19 protein-coding genes and 1 pseudogene are annotated in these 21,892 nt (G+C 60.8%); 8 read left to right on the forward strand and 12 right to left on the reverse strand.

The annotated features are described in order from the left end of the window. Positions 1 to 27: 27 nt before the first annotated feature. The 5 genes from NKJ58_RS04000 to NKJ58_RS04020 all read right to left on the reverse strand — a co-directional run bounded on the left by NKJ58_RS04000 (position 28) and on the right by NKJ58_RS04020 (position 5,687). Complete coding sequence (locus NKJ58_RS04000) at positions 28 to 1,089, reverse strand: ABC transporter ATP-binding protein (protein ID WP_023715435.1); 1,062 nt, start codon at positions 1,087 to 1,089, stop codon at positions 28 to 30. A 1-nt stretch (position 1,090) separates the two neighbouring features. Next, positions 1,091 to 2,182 (reverse strand): ABC transporter ATP-binding protein, encoded by a 1,092-nt coding sequence (locus NKJ58_RS04005; protein ID WP_023715434.1) that lies wholly within the window; start codon positions 2,180 to 2,182, stop codon positions 1,091 to 1,093. Next, the gene (locus tag NKJ58_RS04010; protein ID WP_023752938.1) at positions 2,179 to 3,135 is read right to left on the reverse strand and encodes a carbohydrate ABC transporter permease; all 957 of its coding nucleotides are present in this window, start codon (positions 3,133 to 3,135) and stop codon (positions 2,179 to 2,181) included. The genes NKJ58_RS04005 and NKJ58_RS04010 overlap by 4 nt, the downstream gene beginning before the upstream one ends. Further along, positions 3,132 to 3,992 (reverse strand): carbohydrate ABC transporter permease, encoded by an 861-nt coding sequence (locus tag NKJ58_RS04015; protein ID WP_023715433.1) that lies wholly within the window; start codon positions 3,990 to 3,992, stop codon positions 3,132 to 3,134. Before NKJ58_RS04015 ends, NKJ58_RS04010 begins: the two co-directional genes overlap by 4 nt. Before the next feature lie 81 nt (positions 3,993 to 4,073). Next, the gene (locus tag NKJ58_RS04020) at positions 4,074 to 5,687 is read right to left on the reverse strand and encodes an extracellular solute-binding protein (protein WP_023682259.1); all 1,614 of its coding nucleotides are present in this window, start codon (positions 5,685 to 5,687) and stop codon (positions 4,074 to 4,076) included. Between the two features lie 355 nt (positions 5,688 to 6,042). On the opposite strand from NKJ58_RS04020, the gene NKJ58_RS04025 reads away from it, so the two are divergent. The 3 genes from NKJ58_RS04025 to NKJ58_RS04035 all read left to right on the forward strand — a co-directional run bounded on the left by NKJ58_RS04025 (position 6,043) and on the right by NKJ58_RS04035 (position 9,653). Further along, positions 6,043 to 7,071 carry a LacI family DNA-binding transcriptional regulator gene (locus NKJ58_RS04025; protein WP_023669472.1) on the forward strand — a complete coding sequence of 343 codons (1,029 nt, stop codon included), beginning with the start codon at positions 6,043 to 6,045 and terminating at the stop codon, positions 7,069 to 7,071. Positions 7,072 to 7,476: 405 nt separating this feature from the next. Further along, positions 7,477 to 8,367, forward strand: coding sequence for an adenylate/guanylate cyclase domain-containing protein (locus NKJ58_RS04030; RefSeq protein ID WP_023715432.1), 891 nt, complete (start codon positions 7,477 to 7,479; stop codon positions 8,365 to 8,367). A 1,025-nt stretch (positions 8,368 to 9,392) separates the two neighbouring features. After that, the gene (locus NKJ58_RS04035; protein WP_023682263.1) at positions 9,393 to 9,653 is read left to right on the forward strand and encodes a hypothetical protein; all 261 of its coding nucleotides are present in this window, start codon (positions 9,393 to 9,395) and stop codon (positions 9,651 to 9,653) included. Positions 9,654 to 9,929: 276 nt separating this feature from the next. Here the strand turns inward: NKJ58_RS04035 and NKJ58_RS04040 are convergent, their stop codons facing one another. Further along, on the reverse strand, positions 9,930 to 10,901 hold the full coding sequence (locus NKJ58_RS04040; RefSeq protein WP_023682264.1) for a DMT family transporter: 972 nt from the start codon (positions 10,899 to 10,901) through the stop codon (positions 9,930 to 9,932). Between NKJ58_RS04040 and NKJ58_RS04045 the strand changes: the two genes are divergently transcribed. From NKJ58_RS04045 to NKJ58_RS04065, 5 genes are all read left to right on the forward strand, one after another. After that, the gene (locus NKJ58_RS04045) at positions 10,888 to 11,652 is read left to right on the forward strand and encodes a CGNR zinc finger domain-containing protein (protein WP_352852790.1); all 765 of its coding nucleotides are present in this window, start codon (positions 10,888 to 10,890) and stop codon (positions 11,650 to 11,652) included. The two genes, NKJ58_RS04040 and NKJ58_RS04045, sit on opposite strands and share 14 nt — an antisense overlap. Before the next feature lie 273 nt (positions 11,653 to 11,925). Then, the gene (locus NKJ58_RS04050; RefSeq protein WP_023682266.1) at positions 11,926 to 12,129 is read left to right on the forward strand and encodes a CsbD family protein; all 204 of its coding nucleotides are present in this window, start codon (positions 11,926 to 11,928) and stop codon (positions 12,127 to 12,129) included. 170 nt (positions 12,130 to 12,299) lie between these two features. Next, entirely contained in the window at positions 12,300 to 13,787 is a 1,488-nt protein-coding gene (locus NKJ58_RS04055) for an ATPase domain-containing protein (protein ID WP_023682267.1), read from the forward strand. Continuing rightward, positions 13,787 to 14,824, forward strand: coding sequence for a sensor histidine kinase (locus NKJ58_RS04060; RefSeq protein WP_023746308.1), 1,038 nt, complete (start codon positions 13,787 to 13,789; stop codon positions 14,822 to 14,824). The genes NKJ58_RS04055 and NKJ58_RS04060 overlap by 1 nt, the downstream gene beginning before the upstream one ends. Positions 14,825 to 15,402: 578 nt before the next feature. After that, positions 15,403 to 15,594 carry a DUF3606 domain-containing protein gene (locus NKJ58_RS04065; RefSeq protein ID WP_023715431.1) on the forward strand — a complete coding sequence of 64 codons (192 nt, stop codon included), beginning with the start codon at positions 15,403 to 15,405 and terminating at the stop codon, positions 15,592 to 15,594. A 13-nt stretch (positions 15,595 to 15,607) separates the two neighbouring features. Here the strand turns inward: NKJ58_RS04065 and ligD are convergent, their stop codons facing one another. From ligD to NKJ58_RS04095, 6 genes and pseudogenes are all read right to left on the reverse strand, one after another. Next, positions 15,608 to 17,377, reverse strand: a complete 1,770-nt coding sequence (ligD, locus tag NKJ58_RS04070) for a DNA ligase D (RefSeq protein WP_352852791.1) — start codon at positions 17,375 to 17,377, stop codon at positions 15,608 to 15,610. A gap of 96 nt (positions 17,378 to 17,473) precedes the next feature. Next, a complete protein-coding gene (locus NKJ58_RS04075; RefSeq protein ID WP_032911339.1) occupies positions 17,474 to 17,833 on the reverse strand; it encodes a DUF4112 domain-containing protein in 360 nt (119 codons plus the stop codon). 55 nt (positions 17,834 to 17,888) lie between these two features. Next, positions 17,889 to 18,383 (reverse strand): YidB family protein, encoded by a 495-nt coding sequence (locus NKJ58_RS04080; RefSeq protein ID WP_023682271.1) that lies wholly within the window; start codon positions 18,381 to 18,383, stop codon positions 17,889 to 17,891. Between the two features lie 36 nt (positions 18,384 to 18,419). Next, positions 18,420 to 18,668, reverse strand: a pseudogene (locus NKJ58_RS04085) (hypothetical protein); the annotation flags it as partial. Between the two features lie 154 nt (positions 18,669 to 18,822). After that, the gene (locus tag NKJ58_RS04090) at positions 18,823 to 20,796 is read right to left on the reverse strand and encodes a D-apionate lactonase family protein (RefSeq protein WP_023682272.1); all 1,974 of its coding nucleotides are present in this window, start codon (positions 20,794 to 20,796) and stop codon (positions 18,823 to 18,825) included. Further along, positions 20,793 to 21,887, reverse strand: coding sequence for an ABC transporter ATP-binding protein (locus tag NKJ58_RS04095; protein ID WP_023682273.1), 1,095 nt, complete (start codon positions 21,885 to 21,887; stop codon positions 20,793 to 20,795). The genes NKJ58_RS04090 and NKJ58_RS04095 overlap by 4 nt, the downstream gene beginning before the upstream one ends. Between the last annotated feature and the right edge of the window lie 5 nt (positions 21,888 to 21,892).

Here is a 21,892-nt window from a genome sequence, read left to right on the forward strand (position 1 = left end):
CCCGAAATTCTGTTTTCGCAGCCGCGATCATCTCGCCAACGCGCCTCCGTCCTGCCCGAAATAATGCACCCGGGCCGGCTCGCAGGAAATCGCTACCACCGCATCCGGCCTGATGTCGGGCTGGCCGCGCAGCAGCGCCTTCAGCCGCGCCTCTCCGGCGGCGAGCGTTACCACCGTGTAGCCGCCAAGCGGCTCGACCTCGAACACGCGTGCCGGGCGGCCAACGCCCCCTTCGACCCAGGGCCGGACCTGGATGTCCTCCGGCCTGAGCCCGATTTCGATCGCGTCGGCCGGAGCAGCGCGATCGGCGATGCTGACCGTGCCTTCTGCGGCCTCGATGCCACCGTCGCCGCGAACGGATTTGAGGATGTTCATCATCGGCGAACCAAGCAGTCGCGCCACATAGGTGTTCGCCGGGCGGTCGTAGATCTCCGCCGGAGCGCCGATCTGCCGGATCCTGCCATTCTCCAGAATGGCGATGCGGTCGGCGATCGACATCGCCTCTTCCTGGTCATGGGTGACGTAGATCAGCGTCTTGCCGAGTTCGCGCTGGATGCGCTTGAGCTCGACGCGCGTTTCCTCGCGCAGCCGCGCATCGAGCGCAGAGATCGGGTCGTCCATCAGATAGGCGTTCGGGTCGCGCACCAGGGCGCGGGCTATGGCCACGCGCTGCCGCTCGCCACCGGAAAGCTGCGCCGGCGGCTTGTGAAGGATGTGGCCGATATGCAGCTTGGCGGCGACGTCGGCGACACGCTTTTCGATCTGGGCCTCGGCGACCTTGCGCTCGACCAGCGGGAAACGCACATTGTCGCGCGCGCTCATATGGGGGAACAGCGCCAGGTTCTGGAACACCATGGCGACATTGCGCTCGGCCGGCGAGACGGTGTTGACCGGTTTGCCGCCGATCAGGATCTCTCCGGCGTCAGGCGTCTCCAGCCCGAGCACCAGGCGCAGGATTGTCGATTTGCCCGACAGCGGCGGCCCGAAAAAGCAGAAGAATTCGTTGTCATTGACGGTGAACGAGGCGTCGTCGACGGCGAGCGTCGTGCCGTAACGCTTGCTGACATTGCGAAAGACGATATCGGCCATGTCAACCTGCCTTCATCGCAATGCCGCTGCGGGCATCGAAGACACGCACGGACGATGCCACGGGGGCGACGACGGCAAGCTCGCCGATCGACAGTCCGACATTATTGTCGAACACCGCCTTCACGGCGGTCTCGCCATCGCCGAGATGGACGATGGTCCTCGCGCCGATCCGCTCGACGAAGCTCACCGGCATGGCGAGGCCCTGCCCGCTCTGCACCAGCGACACCTGTTCGGGCCGGAAGCCGTAAAGCACCTCAGAGCGCGATCCACGCAAGGTGGCGGCCAGCGCATCCGGCAGCGTCGGCGTGACCCCCAGCTGCCCGAGATCGACCACCAGGCCCCGGTCGCTCTCCGCCGGCCTTCCCTTCAGCAGGTTCATGCCCGGAGCGCCGATGAAGCGGGCGACGAAGACATTGGCTGGATTGTTGTAGACTTCCAGCGGCGTTCCCACCTGCTGCAGCACGCCCTGATCCATGACGGCAATGCGGTCGGCCATGGTCATGGCCTCGAGCTGGTCATGGGTGACGTAGACCATCGTCTGCCTGAACTGGCGCTGCAGCTGCTTGAGCTCGGTCCGCATTACCGCCCGGAAGGCGGCGTCGACATTGGACAGCGGCTCGTCGAGCAGGAAGATGGCCGGCTCCATGATCGCCGAGCGTCCGATTGCCACCCGCTGCAGGATGTTTACCGAGAGCCGGTCGGCCTTGCGGTCGAGCAGCGGCGTCAACTGCAGCAGCTCGGCGGTGGCGCCGACGCGGCGGTCGATCTCAGCTTTCGCCGCACCACGCATCCGCGGCCCGTAGCCAAGGTTCTGGCGCACCGTCATGTGGGTGAAGATGGCATAGTTCTGGAAAACGAAGCCGACGCCGCGCCGGCCCATCGGCACGCCGGCCATGTCGCGCTCGCCGAACAGGATCTTGCCGCTGGTCGGCTCCTCCATGCCGGCTATCATGTTCATCGTTGTCGACTTGCCGCAGCCCGAAGGCCCGAGCAGCGCCATGAACTCGCCATCGGCGATGTCGAGGTCCATGGTCTTCAGCGCCGTGAACTCGCCAAAGGTCTTGACCAGGTTGCGCAGCTGGATCGCGCTCATGCCGGCACCAGCCTTGCGCGCGCCATGCGCTTCATGGCCAATACCGCAACGATCGAAAGCACGACCAGGATGGCCAGCGCGATCGCCGCCACATAGCCCCAGATCAGGTCCTGCGTCGTGACCTTGTAGATGTAGACGGAGATCGTCTCCGTGGCGACGCCGGGGCCGCCGCCGGTCATGATGTAGAGCGTGTCGAAGATCTTGAAGTTCTCGATGACACGGATCGCCAGCGCGATGATGATGATCGTCTTCATCTTCGGCAGCACGATGGTGACGAAGCGCTGCCACGCATTGGCGCCGAGCAGGGTCGCCGCCTTGATCTGGTCCTGCGGCACGCCGACCAGGCCGGCAAGCAGGATCAGGAACATCAGCGGCGTCCATTGCCAGATGTCGGCGATGATCACCGCGATCAGCGCCAGCGTCGGGTCCGACAGCCAGGCGATGGTGACGCGTGACCCGCTGAGTGCCGACAGGATGTCGTTCAGCGGTCCGCCCGACTGGAATAGCATGAAGAACATGTAGCCGGCCACCGCTGGAACCACCATCATCGGCATCAGCAGGATCGAATAGAAGATCCGCTTGCCCGGAAAATCGTCCGCGAACAGCGTCGCCAATGCCAGGCCAAGCAGGAATTCGACGGGCACGCACACGACCATGACGATGGCCGTGCGCCTCAGCGCGCTCCAGAAGCGCGCATCGGCGGCAAGGTCGGTGTAGTTGGCGAAGCTGTTCCACATCTCCCATGCGTTCCACCAGCCGAGGCCGGAGAGCGGCGACCAGTCGGTGACGCTGATGTAGAGCTGCATCAGCAGCGGGAAGACGGAGATGAAGAGCACCAGGATCTGCGCCGGCAGCGTCAGCCGGAATCCCAGCCGCGCTCCCTCGTCCCGCAGCGCGGGCTTGCCAAGCGCGGCCTTTGCGTCCTTCGAGACAGTCACGGTCACCGCGCTCATTGCTTGAGCGCGCCGAACGTCAGCCCGCGCACCAGATGGCGCTGGATGGCAATGCCCATGATGACCGGCGGCACCGCGGCGATAAGACCGAGCGCGGCCTTGGCGCCATAGAGTTGACCGGTCATCGAGGAGGACAGCGAGGCCATGTAGATGGGGATCGTCACCCATTCGCGCGTCGTCAGGAGCAGCGCGATCAGATAGTCCGACCAGTTGAGGATGAAGACGAAGAGGGCGGCGCTGGCCAGCGGTGCGCGCATCATCGGCAGCGTGATGCGGGTGAAGACGCGCAGCCGCGAACAACCTTCGACAAGCGCCGCTTCCTCGATCTCGCGCGGCATGTCGTCGAAGAAGGTCTTCATGAGCCAGAAAGCGAATGGCAGGGTGACGATGCCGTAGATCAGGGCCAGGCCAAACCAGCTGTCGGTGAAGTTCAGGAAGGCCCACATGATCATGACCGGGATCATCACCGCCATTGGCGGAAACAGCCTGAGCTGGATCAGCGCCAGCGGCAGGTTCTGGCCGGAGCCGAAACGCGACAGCCCGTAGGCCGCAGCCGTGCCCGCCGACATTGCGATCGCCGTGCCGAACACCGAAGACAGCAGCGACGACAGGATCGGCTTCAGCGCGGTGCGGTCGAGCGCCACGATCAGATTGTTGTTGGACTCGCCGAAGACGAACTGGAAATTGCCGAGCGTCGGGTTCTTCGGCCACCATGTCAGGTCGGCGCCGGTCGCCGACCATTCGGTGATCGGCTTGAAGGCCATCGACACCATCCACAGGATCGGTACCAGCGTCACCGCCATCGCCGCGAAGATCGCGGCGTAGCGGAATATCTCGAAGGGGACGGAACGCTTCATCTGGCTGCTTTGCTGGTGGCGTTGACTGCGGCGGGGAGGAACAGATGCTCCTCCCCTCCAGCGCTGATCCAGGGAGACGGATCAGCTGATCGGGTCGAGAACCGTCGGCCAGGCCTCCTTGTTCGTCCTGATGGCTTCGAGCAATTTGTCCTCGCCGATGCGGCGGGCGATCTTCTTCCACTCCGCTTCCGTGTCGGCCATCGCCTGTTCCGCTGTCTTGGCCTTGGTCAGCGACGCCATCAGATTTTCGTCCAATGCGTTGTGGAAGGCGGTGGCGCCGGGATAGTTGATCGTCGGCACCGTGCGGGCGACGGTCTCGCGCACCACGTCGATGTGGTAGGCGTGGTAGGTCTGGCGCACCAGCGGATCGGAGAAATCCGAGAGCCGGAACGGATCGAGATAGCCGCCCGGATTGGCGCTCATCCAGGCATATATGCGGGCGGAGCCCAGCCACTGCAGCAAAAGGTAGGCGACCTCCTGGTTTTTCGACTGAGACGAGACCATGCCGGTCAGCGAGAACCACAGCACGGAACGGCTGATCAGCTTGCCGTCGACTTCGCGGCCGGGCGGCAGCATCGAGCCGATCTTGCCGGTGACGGCGGAATCCTTGTTGCCGGCATTGTCGAGGAATTTCGGCAGGTTCGAGAAGGCGCAGGTCATCGCCGCGCCGCCCTTGGCGAAATTTCCATACTGCTCCGGCCAGCCCCAGGAGATCGCGTCCGGCGAGTGATGAACGAGCGAGCCGACATATTCGTTGGTGGCGGCAATGCCGTGCTCGGAATTGATCAGCGGCTTGCCGTCGTCGCCGAACAGGAACTGGTTGGGCGATGCCATCGAGACATAGCGCTGATACCAGTTGGTGTAGCCCCAACCCTGGTTGCGCAGGTCGGTGGAGCCGAACAGGCCCTTGTCGGGCCGCTGGAAGAAGCCCGCGATGTCACTGTGCTGCTTCCAGGTCTTCGGCGGCGCCAGATCGTAGCCGAATTTGTCCTTGAACGCCTTCTGCTCGGCGGCGTCGCCGAACAGGTCGGTGCGGTAGACCCAGGTCTGGAAGTCGCCGTCCAGCGACACGCCATAGTTGGACCCGCGATATTTGTTGAGCAGCGACACGCCCTTGGCGCCGTCGACATAGCCGGTCTTGGGATCGTCCCATTCGGGCTTGTACTGGGCGACGAAGTCGTCGAGCTTGGCGATGCCGCCGGTCTCGGCAAGGTCGCCGAGGCGGTTCCATTCCGTCGAGTAGATGTCATAGGCCCCACCCTTGGTGGAGATGTCCTGCATCGTCTTCGTGAATTCCTGGCCGTTCGGCAGGCCGACGATCTCGATCTGGATGCCGGTTTCCTTTTCCCACAGCTCCTTGATCGACGGCGCACCCGCCGGGAAAGGCTGTGTGAGTTGACCAATCGAGCCATCCGACAGGCCAAGCACGATCTTGGCCGGCGCCTTGCCTGCTCCCTTCAAGGCCTTGGCCGCCTCAACGGCACGGCCTTCCGGCGTGTCGGCGCCATATTGATAGCGCTCGGCGCCCTCGAAACCGGTGGGGCCGCCTACCATGCCTGGCGCCAGCGCGTCGGCCGCAACGGCACGGCCGGGACGGATGAATTGCGGTGCGATACCGGCCGCAGCCACGAACGCCGCCGCCTTTCCTCCGGACGCCAACAAGCCGCGTCGCGATATGCGGATCAAATCAGACATTGGAATTCCTCCCTCAGGCCCGATGTTTCCTCCACGAGCCCATTGAGGGATATTGACGGCAGCACCGGAAGGCTGTCAACATCATAAATACTCAAAATACATCGTAACACCGCAACTGCGGAGAAAATACGTCATGCAAAGGTCGACACACCGGCTCAATGCCTCGATTTGATGGGAAATCTGCCTTTCTGGCACGCGACTATCACGCCGGGCGACGCGATTTAGCCCAACTTCCTTGCGCATCGGCTTAGGCTGGATACATCATTTCCCATCAGAATCGCTGATGGCTGGCAGCTGTGGCCGTCGGACGGGCTAGCGGCATTGTGCGATCTTATGCATTGAGGAGATGAAGACGGTGCGTTCCACCTTGACTGACATAGCCCGGGAAGCCGGCGTTTCCGCCGCCACCGTCGACCGCGTGCTGAACAACAGGCCCGGTGTGCGGGCGCGCACGCGTGAGATAGTGCTCGAAATGGCGCAGCGCCTCGGCTACATCGCGGAGGGCCCGAACGGAGCGCCGCCCAGGCCCTCACCTGGAGAGGTCATCCGTCTCGACTTCGCTCTGCCGGCCGGCACCAATTCCTTCATCAAGATGCTGCATCGACACATCGAGGCGCAGGCCCTAGCGCGCCCCGATCTCGACGTCCACATCGCCACCATAGAGGGCTTCAACCCCGACCGGCTCGCCCGCCTGCTGCAAGAATTGCGTGGACAGACACAAGGCGTCGGCGTGATCGCGCTCGATCATCCAACGGTGCGCGAGGCGATCCGCTCGCTGTCGGCCAATGACGTCAAGGTGGTGACCATCGCCTCCGACATCCTGCATGTTCCGAGAGTGGCCTATATCGGCATCGACAACCGCGCCGCGGGGCGGCTGGCCGGCTATCTGCTCAACCGCTTCATGGGATCGGAACGCCCAAGCAAGGTGGCGCTGTTCGCCGGCTCGCTGTCCTATCGCGGCCATGAGGAACGCGAGATGGGATTCCGGCACATCTTGACCGAGGAGTCGCCCAATCTCAAGATCGTCGAGATGCGCGAAATGCTGGATGACCGAGAGAAGGCTTATTCGGAAGCATCAGCGCTTCTGGACCGGCACCCCGATCTTGCCGCGATCTACAATGTCGGCGCCGGCAACACCGGCATCGCTCGGGCGCTCAAGGAGCGTGGACGCGCCAAAGACATTCTCTTTCTCGGCCACGAGGTGACAGACGGCACCAAGGAACTTTTGTTGGATGGGACGCTCGATGCGGTCATAGATCAAAATCCGCGCGTCGAGGCGCGGGAAGCGCTCAATATTTTAAGCCACTCTGTCAGGCACTTGAACTATGAACCGCATCAACCACGACTTCAGGTGATTTTCAAAGAGAATATACCTGAAATCTGATCAATGGATCCGTGATCTTATCGCAAAGCACAGCGTTGGCGTCGCCACCGGTCCCAAATACGAACGAGAGCCCGAATGATCTCGTCAAAGCCGCCGATCTGGCACTATTCCGTGCGAAGTCGGAGGGCCGAGATCGGGTCGTGGTTGATGGTGCATGAGAAGGCCGTCGCCCGTTGCAACTCGGTCAGCCTAAAAGACCAAGTCCACTCATAGCACCGAAGTCGCGAACGATTGGGGCGAAGAGGGTTCTGGATGTCGGCACGAAGCCGACGAATGGCATACGCCCGTCCGTCCGCGACGATCACCTGAGGCATCGCCCCGGCCCCTGGCGCACGAGCAGATATGTCGCAGGCAACCTCGTGTGTTATACACGCACGCTGACTTTTTGGGTCGGACACGAGATCGATGGACCAGGAAACGCTTCTTGCCGCAGTCCTCTTAGCTGATGTCGTGGGCAGCACGCCACTCTATGAGCGGATCGGAGACGATGCCGCTCTACAGCAGGTCTCGGATTGCCTGGACACGATGCGCGAGATCGTCGCCAAGCACGGTGGTGATTTCATTTACTCGAAGGGCGATGACATACTCAGCCTCTTCGAGAGCCCGGAAATGGCGCTGAGGGCCGTCTGCCAAATTACCCATCAACTGACTAAAGGGCCGTTGAGCGCCCGTATCGGATTGCATTTCGGGGCGGTCATTCGCGCGCGGGGCGCGATATTCGGTGACGTTGTCAATGTCACCGCAAGGTTGTCCACCACGGCGAACCCCGGAGAGGTGCTGATCAGCCAGAGCTTCTGCGAAGCCCTTTCCCCGAGAAGCCGCAAGGGCCTGCGGCTCCTCGACAAAATGGCCTTGAAGGGGAAGCAAGAGTTCTTCGATGTCTACACGCTGTGGAGCGACGATGGGGCCCCCGGTACGCAGATCACCAGCCATGGCGCCACTACAGATAGACGCTCGGTCCTGCCGCGGCAGATTCATCTGGTCATCCGCTACAGAGATCAGCTGCGATCCTGTCGAAACGGCGAATCCGTGACAATCGGCAGATCGGCGGAATGCGATATCATCGTCGAGCGGCCCTGGGTATCGAGGCGCCACGCCGCCTTCACCATATTGAATGGCAGAGCTCGGCTTCTCGAACGAAGCTCTTCGGGCACATTTGTGTCCATGGGACTCGGCCACGAAGTATTCGTACGCCGTGAAGATATTATCCTCTTCGGCTCCGGCGTCATCTCGCCTGGAGTGAAGTCGGCCCTCGACGAAGCCCAGCTTCTTCACTACGAAATTGTCTCGGATTGACCCGGCCCGGATACTAGCTCGACCGGTTTCGAGCTGGTTCGCTGGCGCCTCAATATCGCGCCGTACTCTTTGACAGCCATTGGAATCGACCGTTCACAAATGTGCCAAGGCCAATCCAGGAACGTCTGCTCTCGAAGTTGAACTGCGAAGAGCTGACTTCCGTTTCCCTCGCTGAGTTCGACGGAGCCGCGGCCGGTGCATCTCCCTCGCAGGATGCGGAGTTCTACCTGCTCCGAGGCCACATTCTGCAGGTGGATGGTTTCGGCAGCAAGCTGGCCCGCTCGATCGATGATGCGCTAGGTCTTGCCGCGAAAAGGCCGGTGCGTGGGAATTGTGCTGGACTGTCGGCCAGACAATGAGCTGGCGACGGGAGCGGCCGGCTGAAGCGGGATGCCCGGACCAATTCCCTGCCCTGTGTCGCCTTGATATCCCCAGGCGCTGAAGGTCAGCACAGGCTGTTGCAGCCCGGGTCGACGAACGCTTCATCAGACCATTTGCGCCGCAATAGCTCCTCGACCACCTGCGAAGGCTCGCGATTGGGCTACCGTCACGAAATTGGCGCAGAAGCGCAGACCACTGACATATCGCGACGTCGAGATGGAGCTCGATACCACCGTGTTTGCAGCACCGGGGAAAATTCCTCTTGGTCCGATCGAGTTCAAGTTGCTGCGCCACATGGCTCGAGAATCCTGAAAGGTGATCAGATGAATTCATCGCAGCTGGCTGGTCGCAGAAAGCCAGTGTGAGCGCCCAGGTGGTCGACGTTCACATGAGCCAGTCGCGAAAGTTGTTGAAGCAGTCGTCGCAGAGTTGCCATTCGCACCGTGCGGCTTGCCGGCTATTCTCTCGATGACACTGCGGGCTGACGATCTCGGCGATTGGGTTCAGAAAGGTCGCTGCGTGACGCCGCAAGGGGACCGACGCGATGGGAAAGGTCTTGGCAGCTAGGGGACTTAGCGCCACCAACATTGCAGCCGTGGCGCTACGCTAATCGAGAGAAGGTCGAGGCGTATAGAACAAGCGACATGAGCGTGTCGGATTGTTTGCATTCAAACAACCTTTGCGACGCTATCCGTGCCTTCGCCTTGCTGGTGCCGGAGGAAATCATGACGTCGCCCGACAATTCGGTCGAACTCGTTCGCGACAAGAAGTGGACGGTCCGCGTCACCGCCTACGGCAGCACCCTGACGTTTCCGTTCGAAGCAGAAAGCTATGCACGTTCTTACGCCGATGGTCAGGCATTCCGTCTCGGCGTTCAGGTGGCGGAACTGAAGCGATGCGGCTGACACTTTGTCGACGCGTTGGCGGATAGCCTGCATCGCGATCGGAACGAATAGGTCGCTGATTGCAGCCTCGCGATTTTTCCATCAAATCCCGCCTGCAATCTTGACAGCAACTCGGCAAAATCCCTCGCCGACTAGTGTTGTCATATGAGCTGGAGCTTTCCTCGCCGCCGGTGGTAGGCGGGATACGCTGCCGGGAAAGCCCTCTTTTCGCATAGACGCGAACCTTGTGCTTTTCCATCTCAAGGCTGATTGGCGGCTGGATGCGCGCGCCGTCTTTCATATTCTGCCATCGGCCCGCGCGGAGCGTGGAATCAACGGCGGGGAAGCGGATGATGTTTCCTGTTTGCGCTCGCGTAGCGCAAGAAACGCTGCGAAGAGCATGATAGCCATGCCGATGATGTCGATCAGGCTAACCTCCTCGCCGTAGGTGATGATGCCAAGCACGACGGCAATCACGGGTGAGACGAAGGCAAATGCTCCGGCGCGCGAGGCGCCGATTTCGTGCAGGAGCTGGATAAAGAGTGTGTAGCCTATGAACGAACCAAACAGCACGAGGAACAGCCACCCGACCCAGGCCGGCCAGCCCCAATCGCCTTTTAGAGCCGCGGCCGCGCCTGGCTCCACAACGAGTGAGATGAGAATTAGGAATGCGCCCCCGAAAAGGGTGGTGAAGCCGGCGATGAAGTCCGATGAATATACCTCAAGAAGCGGCCGCGCGAGCACCGAACCCCATGCATAGATTACAGCTGCCGACGCCACCGCTGTCATCGCCAGCAGCCGGAGCCCCCTGCCCTGCTGGTCTGCGTGTGTCCAACTAGCATAGGCTTCGGGCCCGAACAGGACGCACAGACCGGCCGCACCGAGCAAAATCGCAAAGAGCCTGCGGCCGTCATAGCGTTCGTCCCCCAGAAGCAACGCAAAGCCAAGCAGCGTGACGGGGGTCAGCGAAAGCTCAAGAACAGCCGCGGTGCCCGTATCGATGTAGAGCATGCCCCAAAAGAGTGGGCCATAGCAAAGCGGAATCATAAACAACGTAACAACGAAAAGGCGCGGCCAACTCCTTTTCGCCACCCCTGGTAGAGCAGCGCCCCTTAGGCGCGTCGCACTGAGGATCAGCAAGCCGGCTACTGTAAAACGCGTGCCTGCGAACATCAGAGGCGGCACGGTGGCGATCCCTGCCTTGATACCGATCCACGTGGTGCCCCAGATCACACATAAAACCAAAAATGTCGCTGTGTTGCGGTTCATCGGAAGCAGCCTTCGCTGGGCGTTGTTGGTTCGTCGTAACGGCCACAAGACGTTTATTTCGTTACAACGGCCTCTTGCCAATACGGTTCCGCCAACCGATGTTTCCGGGATGGATTTTGCGAAGACTATCGTCGACATGCGCATGGTTGGCGGTCACGCCTGCCTGGACTTCGTCAACACGGTCGGCGCGCGACGCGATGTATGGGGCCCAGACCTCTTGCAGACCTATGCCGACCTGGTCGTCTGGGCTGGACGTGCCGATTTGATCGACGTCGATGAGGCGCGAGCACTGCTCGCGGAGGCTTCCGCCCGCCCGCTCCTTGCGGAGGCGGCATTGGAAAAGGCCAAGATTTTGCGCGAGGCCGTTTACGCGGCTCTCCACGCCGAGGCGGCAGGCGCCCGGGTGCCGGACGATGCCTTGCAAATCGTGCGCGATGCAGTCGCCCTAGCCCTGCCGAAGCGCTCGCTTTTCCCGTCCGGCGACCGCCTCGCTTGGCAGTGGACCGACGCAGCCAGTCTGAACACGATCGGCCACCGCGTGGCCTTTGAGACAGCCGAGTTTTTGGTGTCCAGGAATGACCGCCGCCGCGTGCGCGAGTGCACCGGGCCGAACTGCGGTTGGCTTTTCATTGACACCTCGCGTGGCGGGCGCAGGCGGTGGTGCTCGGATGAGAGCTGCGGCACACGCAGCCGGGTAAGGCGCTTCAGGGCAAAAGCCGCAGGGAACATGGCTCCCAACAGCAAGAATTAGTATCTGACGCCAGGCTTGGATGACCAACGCAGCATAGTTGGCTTCACGCTGTCCCTGTCGCTGTTTGTCCAACGAAGCTGGTCTCGCGAGCGACTGTGGCCAAGACTGTGGAGAACACAGCCGGCGCGGCAAGCCATCATCGCGTTCCAGAGCGGGTTGCTTCGGGGCCGCCTACCTCGCCACGCTTCGATCGGTCGATCTGCTCAAACTTGACGGGAACTCCGGTAGCGTTACGGCGTTTTTCTCAGTCCGAAACAAACAAGGATAGGTGCCATGGACTGGAACCGTGTCGAAGGCAATTGGAAGCAGGTAAAGGGCAAGGTCAAGGAACAGTGGGGCAAACTCACAGACGATGATCTGGACCGTATTGCCGGTAACCGCGATCAGTTGGAAGGCAAGATTCAGGAGCGCTACGGCATTGAGAAGGACCGCGCTCAGCGCGACATCGATGACTGGTATGGCCGGCAAGGCTGGTAGGTCGCCGGTTCCAAACTGAACTTGAAAAAGGGCTCCGAGAGGTACGGCGCCCTTTTTTGCCGCGCTTCCTGTCGCCTTTTCGTCTCACGACAATAGCGCTCACGGAGAGACGTGGAACCGCCAAAGGTGCCCGTCGTTATCTGGTTCTCGAAATTACATTGGGGGATTAGTTGGACAGAGACGACGCCTCAGCGATCGCAACTGGAGTTAGCGGGCTCGACTACATTCTTCGTGGCGGCTACGCCAGGAACCGCTCCCATCTTATCGAAGGGAAACCAGGTTCTGGAAAAACCACTCTTGGCCTCCAGTTTTTGATCGAGGGCGCCAAGAAAGGCGAGACATGCCTTTACATCACTTTGTCAGAAAGCAAGCGCGAACTGCTCTCGGTTGCTGGCCGTCACGGCTGGGACCTGAAGGCGGTGCAAATTCTTGAACTTGTGCCGCCGGAGCTCAGTTTCGATCCGGCGCAGCTACAGACCTTGATCCATTCCTCGGAATTGGAACTCGGCGAAACCGTGCAGTCTGCCATGGCCGAGATCGGACGCGTCAGACCCGATCGCGTGGTGTTCGATTCGCTCTCTGAAATTCGACTTTTATCGCAAGGGTCATTGCGGTATCGGCGCCAGGTGTTGGCATTGAAGAGCTTCTTCATGCTCAACAATGTGACGGTGCTTATGCTCGACGACCTGACGGCTGAGCAGGATGACCTCAATTTGCATTCGATCAGTCACGGCGTCATTCGGATGGAGCAGCTGTCGCCCGTCTATGGTGGAGAGCGTCGGCGGCTACGCGTGATCAAAATGCGCGGCGTGCAGATCCGGGGCGGCTTTCACGATTTCGTAATTCGCCCAGGCGGCGTTGTCGCCTATCCGCGGCTCGTTGCAGCCGAGCATGAGGTGGCCGAGCATGATACGCCGGCCATGAGCAACAACCGGATCGACACCCTGCTTGGCGGCGGGCTGGCCCGTGGTACCAGCACGATGCTGATGGGGCCGTCTGGCGTTGGCAAGTCTACCATTGCCTGCACCTATTGCTATGCCGCACTCGAGCGTGGCGAGCGTGTGCTGGTGCTTTTGTTTGACGAGACAAAGCGCATCTTCTTGGCGCGCGCCGCCGGGCTCGGCATGCACCTGGAGCCGTTTGCCGAGGACGGCACGCTGATGCTTGAATGTGTCAATCCGGCTGAGCTTTCACCAGGCGAATTATCTTCGCGCATCCAAGCGGCCGTCGAAGAATCCAATGTGCGGATCGTCGTGATCGACAGCCTAACCGGCTATCTCAATGCCATGTCCGAAGAACAGCATCTGGTGCTTCAGATGCACGAGATCCTCACCTATCTCAATCAGAAGGCAGTGGCGACGATCCTGCTGTTGGCCAATCACGGGCTGTTTGGGCAAACGGCAGCGCCGGTCGATATGACCTATCTCTGCGATTCCATCATGCTTCTACGCTTCTTCGAGAACGCAGGTCAGTTGAGACGCGCGATTTCGGTTGTCAAGAAACGTGTCGGCCCCCATGAAGAGACGATTCGTGAGTTTAAAATCGGCGGTAACGGCGTGGCCGTAGGTGAGCCACTGGAACAATTCCGCGGCATCCTGATGGGATCTCCGGAATTTGAAGGCAAGCAGACAGACCTTCTGAGGGACAAGGCGCTGTGATGTCGTCCAGCCCCGCCGTTCTCGTGCTGGCGCCGCTTGGCCGTGACGCGAGGATCGCGGCCTCCATCCTGGCTACAAACCAGATTGCCTCGCGTGTGTGCGGCAGCTTGGAAGAGGCAGTGCCGCTTCTCGACGAGGCTCAGTGCCTTGTCGTGGCCGAGGAGGCCCTGCTCAGTTCCGATCGAACGCAGTTTGCGGCCTGGCTTGAAGCCCAACCCGCATGGTCGGATTTTCCGATCGTGCTTCTGACGATGCGGGGGAACGAAGTCGACACGCGGATGGCATTTCTGGACCGCTATCTGATCGTGCTTGAACGGCCATTTCTGGCTTCGAGCCTCGCCAACTCGGTGCGCTCCGCCTTGCGTGCCCGCGCCCGCCAGCGTGAGGTCCAGTCCTACATCGAACAGAAGCGGGAGGTCGCCGATCGGCAGAAATTGCTCATCCGCGAGCTGCATCACCGCGTCAAGAACACGCTGGCCAACGTTCGCGCCATGATGGGCGCGACGGCCAAGTCGAGCGGCAACGTCGATGATTTCGTACGCGATTTTTCAGCCAGGCTCGTTTCCCTGGCCCAGACCCATTCGATGCTTACCGACGATTATTGGCAGACTGCCTCCCTGCACAAGCTGCTCGAAAGCGAGCTTGACCACTATGAGACGCGCGACAGGCCGCGTATCGTTATGGAAGGCCCGAACGTAGCGCTAGTCGCCGACATTGCGGTCCCCGTCGGGATGGCTTTCCACGAACTGGCCTCCAATTCGTCGAAGTTTGGCGCGCTTTCGCAAACGGGAGGCCGCCTTGATGTCCGCTGGTCGTTAGGCGGGTCCGGCGATACACAGATCGTCAATCTTGACTGGCGGGAACGAGATGGGCCGAAAGTCGAGCAGCCCAGTCGCCGGGGGTTTGGCACGACACTTCTGGAAAAAGTCGTGACCGTGCAATGCAACGCAAAGATCGAATTGAACTACCATCGTGACGGCTTGCAGTTCACCATGGCCTTGCCGTTGCGAAACACGCGCCTTGTGCCGGCTTACTGAGCGGCAACGGAAAGGCAGGCTGGGCGCCGCGATAGGGATTAACTGAGCGTCACTCGGCAGGCTGGTCTAGCGCTTTAGCCAAAACATCAGTTCCGAAAAAGACCGCCTCTATATCTCCCATATGCCTCTGCAACATTGCGAGAGCTCCGGCGTGGTCTATGCGGCCGACCTTGGTGATGAAGTCGAACTCGTGCCGCGGCGCTGTGACCCGGGTCATGCGTCCTAGACGAAACTTTGGGCTCCCGGAGCTCAGCTTTGTCGCCTTCGTGGTCACCCCCCGCCATTTTGATCACGATCTCGTTGATAGCCCGGATGCGCATCTGAATCATCTGCGACCCGTCGGGGTTCCGACTGGCGTCGTAAAAACCAAGAGGCCCGCAGGCAGGCTCGATCGACGGTCAGCTATCCCGAACAGCAAACGAAATCACCCTCGCCTTTGGCCAACCAACTTTCGCCAGATCACCTTCGCAATGCCTGCGGCCCCAGTACGGTCAGACAGCCCGCGCATCTGGCGGCCGAAGTGAGGCGCCGGGAACATACAACGTCGGTCGTTGTTTCTCTGATCAGGAGGAAAGATAATGGCAGACGATAAGAGCAAGCGTGATTTTCGAGATCGCAATCGTGTATCAGTCGATGAAGATTATGAGGTTCGCTATTTCGCCAAACAGCATCGTATCACGCCAGAACAGGTCCGCGAGCTAATCAGAGAACACGGCAACGACCGGAAGAGGCTCGAACGCGAGGCAAGAAAACGGGCTGATATCGGCTGATGGTCGCGACGCATCACGCGGCTTTTCGACGAGCGGGTCTGAAAGGCTGCGCGAGCGTGAAAACGTCTGGCCGGATGCCCGCCTCGACTTGCTTCCATGTGACCGGGTGGGCAATTGGGAAGCCGGGCCGCGCTCGCGGGGAAAAAGCGCCTATTGCGGTATTGCCCCGTCCGTTGCGGAGATAGTCGAGAAAGATCCGGCCTCCTCGGGCTGCGGGGTCAGCTGACAACAGGTATCGGTCAGGATCGGTATCAACCAGACGGTGGGCGAGCGACTTGGCCAGTTTCCGGGCGCTGTCATGGTTCATCGTCGCAACGAGCGGGGCCATCAAGTGGATGCCTTTGCCGCCAGTGACCTTTGGCCAGCTCTCCAAGCCTGCCGCTTCCAAGATGCCCCGTAGCGCCAGCGTGGCCTCGATCACAGCGTCCCATGGCACGCCTTCTCCGGGATCGAGGTCGAGGACGAGCCGGTCCGCATGTTCGATGTCTTCAATCGTCGCGTTCCAAGGATGAAGCTCAACGGCATCCATCTCGACCAAGCCAAGCAGACCATCCATGTCATCTATCCATACCCGAATGCCTTCGCCGCCTTCGCGCTTTTGAACGCGGAGCTGGTGCACGGACACCGGTATCCGAGGTAGCGGTCCCTTGTGATAGAAGGTTGCGCCAGAGGCGTGGCGGACCAGCTTCAGCGGTCGCCGAACGAGATGAACTAGAACTTGATCAGCGACCCGCCGCCAATAGTCTGCCAGCTCTTCCTTGGAAGGTGCAACCGCATCGGGTAGCAGCTGGAGAATGTTCTCGCGCGGGACGCCGTGTTGTCCTTCCGACCTCCGCTTGGAGGGCGATGGAGGCTTGGGCGGGATTGCCTTAAGATCCTCGCGTAGTCCCTTGAAGACCGCCTCCCGCAAGATGCCGCGGTCAGACACGCCACTGAATTGTACCTCGGCAAGAACGTCTGGTTTGACCCATGTCGCCTTGGGCTTCTTGATCGGCTCCGACAGCGGTGACTTGGCGACAACAAGCGGATTAAGCCGCTCCCTAACGCGCCGGGCTGCGTCCAGCGTATAGCCGGTCTGGGCCTTCCCGGCATAAAGCAGCCGGTCGCCCTCTCGCCTGCCGATGTACAACGATGCGATGCGGCGCGGCTGCGCGCCAAGTTTCTCGACGAAAGCCACGATTGGAAAAGTGTCGCTCTTGACACATTTGACCTTGACCCAACTGGTCTGGACGCCCGAGCGGTAGTGAGCATCCGCTCGCTTCGATACGATTCCCTCTATGCCCATCCGGCAGGCATGGTCGAACATATCCTTGCCGTTCACCTCCAGATGCTCGGCATAAGTCAGGGTTGGCTCGGTTTCGGTCAGCAGCTTCTTCAGCGCAGCCTTGCGCTTCACTAACGGTTGTTCCCGTAGATCACGGCCATCGAGGTACAGGAGGTCGAATGCGTAGAGAGTCATCCGCAGCGAACTTGGGTTGCCCAGCTCACGTTCCAGGGCTTGATAGTCCGGCAGGCCGGTGTCGCCCAGGACGACAGCTTCACCATCGATGATAGCGGATTTGACCGGCAAGCTTGCCGCGGCCTGAACAATCCTCTTGTAACGGTGGGACCAATCGTAGCCGCGACGCGTGAATGCTCGCGCCTTTCCGCCTTCAACGACCAGCTGCGTCCTGTAGCCGTCATATTTGATCTCGTGAAGCCAATCTCCGCCTTCGGGAGCTTTCTCGACCAGTGTGGGCGATTGGAACTCGATGAACGAAAGCCGGTCAATGGCACTGGTCATATGCTCGCGACTCCAGGAATCGCGACTCAAGCCCCAGCGCCCCTGTCGGTTCCGAGCCTTTTAGAAGAATTGCATCGCGACGATTGGTTATCCGCCTCACTTGTTGATGTGGCGGCGCAGCAGAGTGATGTTGCGATTGTTCGCCTTAAAATAGACGTCGAAGATCGAGCCGAGAATTGGGACACTTCCTACGAGCGTATCCAGCAGCACGTTGCCTAGCATGCGGGCGACCAACCCATTTCCGGCACCGACGTTTCGAGCTCGCAAGACGATGTAGGCCGAGACAATGCCCGTCGCCGCATCTCCGAGTACGGGGACCAGACCTACGAGCGCATCCAGTCCAAAACGAATTGATGTGCCTGGAATGCGCCAGCGGGAATCGAGTAGCGCGGCCAATAGATCCAACTCGGCAAGTACGTTTGCTGTATCACCACCGTGACCGCCCTGCCCGATCATGCCAACTCGCGCGCCAGTACGATTTAGTATCTCTCCCTGATGGATAGCCGTCACCTTAGATATCGCTTTGACCGCCTGAATTCGCTTGCGTCCTGTGCGATGGCACGTCGTCGAGCAAGGTCGTCTCACCGGAGCTTTTCGGCGCCTCAACGGGCAATTCACCAGTAGGCGTCATTTTGCTGACGGCCTCAGGCAAATCTCGCGTGATCCGGCTTATGAGCTCCTCGCGCGAAAGGCCGGTCTGCATCGAGAGGGAAGTCAGGGTGTCTTCGTCTATGGCTGCTTCCACCTCGCTTGGCTGGATCGGCTCGTTCGGCCCGGTGCCTACCCACGAATCGACCTTCGATCCGGCGCCTGCCCCTCTGAACCGGTCGAGAATATCGCCAAGCGCGGTCCCCGAAACGCCTTTTGAAAGCTGATCCAGAATCCCGCCTTGCGGATCATTTGGGTTGCGATCACCCGCTCCACGGATCATGTCGCCGATCTTGTCGCGATTTTGGTATGCCAAGACGCCGAGCATCGCGATCGCCAATTTTCCCAGGTTAGCCATTGGTACCTCCACTGTTCAATGGACAAGGGCTCAACATCACAAAAGTTCCGACTGGCGACGATCTAATTGAATAAGGGCTGGCGTATCGACACAGACATGAGCGGTGCTGCCTAACCGGCTTGTTTCCGTTTGCGGTGCGGCTTCGGCCTCGCAGACGTTGATCGTGCAAAGCTCGTTGCCTGCCTGATCGCGCATGCGCACTAACCATCCGGTCATATCGTCATCGCCCAGATCAGCCAACAGGCCGATTCCGCAACGGATCGCTTCGGCGCGAGCGTCCTCAAAACTTGGCGTCTCGGCAGGCGGAACCTAGCGAGCCTGGTCGCCGTCGCGATAGTACAACGTATAAGCGAGATGGATTCCACGCGCTGCCTTAGAGTATGGAACTACCACCCTCATCTTTGACGGGGGTTTGGCCAAACAGCGAACATCACTAGGCCTAAGACGATCGATCGAGGTCGACTCGCGCGACGGCGTAGGCGCCAAGCGAGATGCTTTGATCATCCAGCGGTCTTGCGGAACTTTCCATGAAGTCGGGATCGGTTGCCGCCCGCTCGAACTGCTCGGCGCCGAGAAGAGCAATGCGGGCGCTGCTCGGCGAATCCGAAAGCCGCACAGATTGCGTCTTGGCGGTAAGGTTAGCGACCCACAGGGTCACGCGGCGATCTTTTTCAGCCGCGATCGTGGCGACGCCGTCAGCGCCGGCAGTTCCTACCGACAGCAAGGTGGCTCCGCCGAGCTTTGAGAGACCAGCCAAGACATGGAAAGCGGGATAGACCGTTGGGCCATCCTGCTGATCATACCATGGCTGCACGAAATCAGCCTTCCTATGGATTTGGCCAAAGGGGCCGGCGAAGTCACCGAACGCGACGGCCTCGATTCCTTCGCGAGCGCAGGCCGCGAAATATCCGACAGTCCAAGCCGCATTGAACAGCCCGCGCTGACGAGGATCAATGCGCGATAGACAGACGCGAGCGTTCGCTTCATTCGGCGCAGTGGATTTTCCGTATGGGTTCTCACGGCAGCCGAGCTGGATGGGACCGATACGCAGTGGCAAGCGTTCCCCCATGAAAGCATGCGCGGAACGGATTAGATGGGGGATTGCCTGAAGTGTCTCCATCACCGAGACATCATCTACGGCGTGCACGCTTGGACAGGTGGTGAAGGTCACGTAGTCGAGCGCTTCGGCTGGCGGACGCTTGCGGTTGAGTTCGGTGAAGTAAGCGGCCATGCCGCCGCCCAGCGCGATGCCCGGGAAAGCCCGGCGAGCGGCGGAGTAGCTTTCGTGGAAGCTGGGCATAGTCGGCCACGGTGCTCCCGGCTGTACGGATGTCATGTCCTGCGCCGGAAAGACGGAGACAGCTTCTAGTTTGAGGCCGAGTGAGTGGACAGCATCCGCGACCGGCGCCAATTCGCCGAATGGATCGCGCGTGCCCTTGGTGATAATCTCGAGGACCACTCCAGCGCCGGTCAGCCGTGCGAGCGCGGCGTAGCTTTCTAGTTCGTCCTGGCCGTGTGCGATCCGGAGATCGACCTGGCAGACCATCCACTGGGGAGCCATTCGTCGTAGGAGCTCGGGGGTTTCGAGCGCGTGCTTTGCCTCGTCGGCGGCGACGCCGACGCCAGTGCGGGGCACTCGGCCGACCGGTCCGCCGATGGTCAGGTTGATGAGTGGATTGCGATTTTCAGACGTCCCGGTAGGGAGCGTTCCTGACACGTGAAGCCGGACGGCCTGCGTGAATTTCTGGCCCTTGGGCAGTCTGTAAGGCCACGGGCGACGCAGAGGGCGGACATATGTTTTATACGAGGCGTCAGACCAATTGCGTTGGTCCTCCATCTCATAGGCATCACCCTCCATGGCGCATGTCGCCCAGATCCCAGGCGCGATCTCGTGCGACAACGCCCGGATGTCGGTGAACGGACATTTTGGATCGATGTGGTCCGGAAAGAACGATAGCTCGTCGTGACCATCCTCATGCAGCACCTTTATCGGCTTGCCGGCTAAGCCCTCGATCGGATGAAGGACGACGAAGCCGGTCCGATTCGTCAAAACGTCAGTCTCGGGCTCTGCCTCCGCCACAAACGACAGCGCACCATCGCCACGGCCTGAGACGCGCGCCCGGTAAACCAGGCGGCCGGATGTTGCGGCACATGTTGCACGGTATTCAATGGCGAACGCATCCGGCCTCTCGTCGATCCGCAGATCATCGAGAACGGGGGTACATGTTCCCCAGTTTTCGTCCCGTACAAGAAACGAGATTCCGCGCAAGACCTCGATCGTCCCGATGCGGATGTAACGCAAGGCGCCATTGTCGAACGCGACCGACAAGGATCCGGCGCGCAGCGTGCGCAGCGGTGCCTCGAGCTGTTCGGTGCCACACAAGCGGACTGCCAGGGAAGCTGTCGAGGTCAAATTGCCCGCTCCGTCGTGGCGTCGAAGATCGAAGCCCGGTTCATGTTGATGTCGATCGCAAGCTTCTCGCCCGGACGGCTGACATCGTGCGCCTGCAGCTCAGCCATCACCGGCGCGCCGGCCAGTCGGAATGTCGCGTAACTGCGCGAGCCGGTCGGCTGCAGCAGGTCGATCGTTGCCTCATAGCGAAACGTGCCCTGCTCCGGCGTTGCAGTGTGCGCACGAGTGAGGTGTTCTGGCCTTAACCCGAGCAGCACCTGCTGTCCGTCCGCGACGCCCTTCAGCCCCCTGCCGGGCGCTAAGGGTAGCAGTGCATCTGCGAGCCGGATGGCAGCGGCGCCTGCGTCCAAGGCAAGGGTGCCTGGCAGGAAGCTCATCCGCGGCGAACCCAGGAACCCAGCGACGAACGTTGAGGCCGGGTGCTCGAACAACTCGAGTGGCGCGCCCTGCTGCTCTATCGACCCGTCGCGCATCAGCACGATACGGTCAGCCAACGTCATCGCTTCGATCTGGTCATGGGTGACGTAGATCATCGTTGTCGCAATGTCCTGGTGAAGGCGTTTGATTTCGCCGCGCATTTCGTCGCGAAGCTGTGCGTCGAGGTTGGACAGCGGCTCGTCGAACAGAAAGATGCGGGGGTTGCGGACTATGGCGCGGCCGATGGCGACGCGCTGGCGCTGGCCACCGGATAATTGGCGCGGAAAACGCCCCAGCAAGGGAGTGATGCCAAGCATGCGTGCCGCCTCGGCCACGCGCACCTCGACCTCTGGCTTCGGCATCTTGCGAGCCTTGAGGCCGAAGCCAATGTTCTTGGCCACGCTCATATGCGGATAGAGCGCATAATCTTGAAACACCATTGCCACGTCGCGATCGCGCGGCCGGAAATCATTGACCACCTCGCCGCCGATCTCGATCGTGCCTTCCGATATCTCCTCCAGGCCGGCGATGGTCCGGAGCAGCGTGGACTTGCCGCAGCCGGACGGTCCAACCAGGACGGTGAACTCGCCGTCGCGGATGTGGAGGTCAATGCCGCGCACGGCATGGAACGCGCCGTAGCGCTTGTGCAAGCCGGTAATTTTGACTTCGGCCATGCGGG

It is taken from the genome of Mesorhizobium sp. M0139, assembly GCF_040322455.1.
GTDB lineage: Bacteria > Pseudomonadota > Alphaproteobacteria > Rhizobiales > Rhizobiaceae > Mesorhizobium.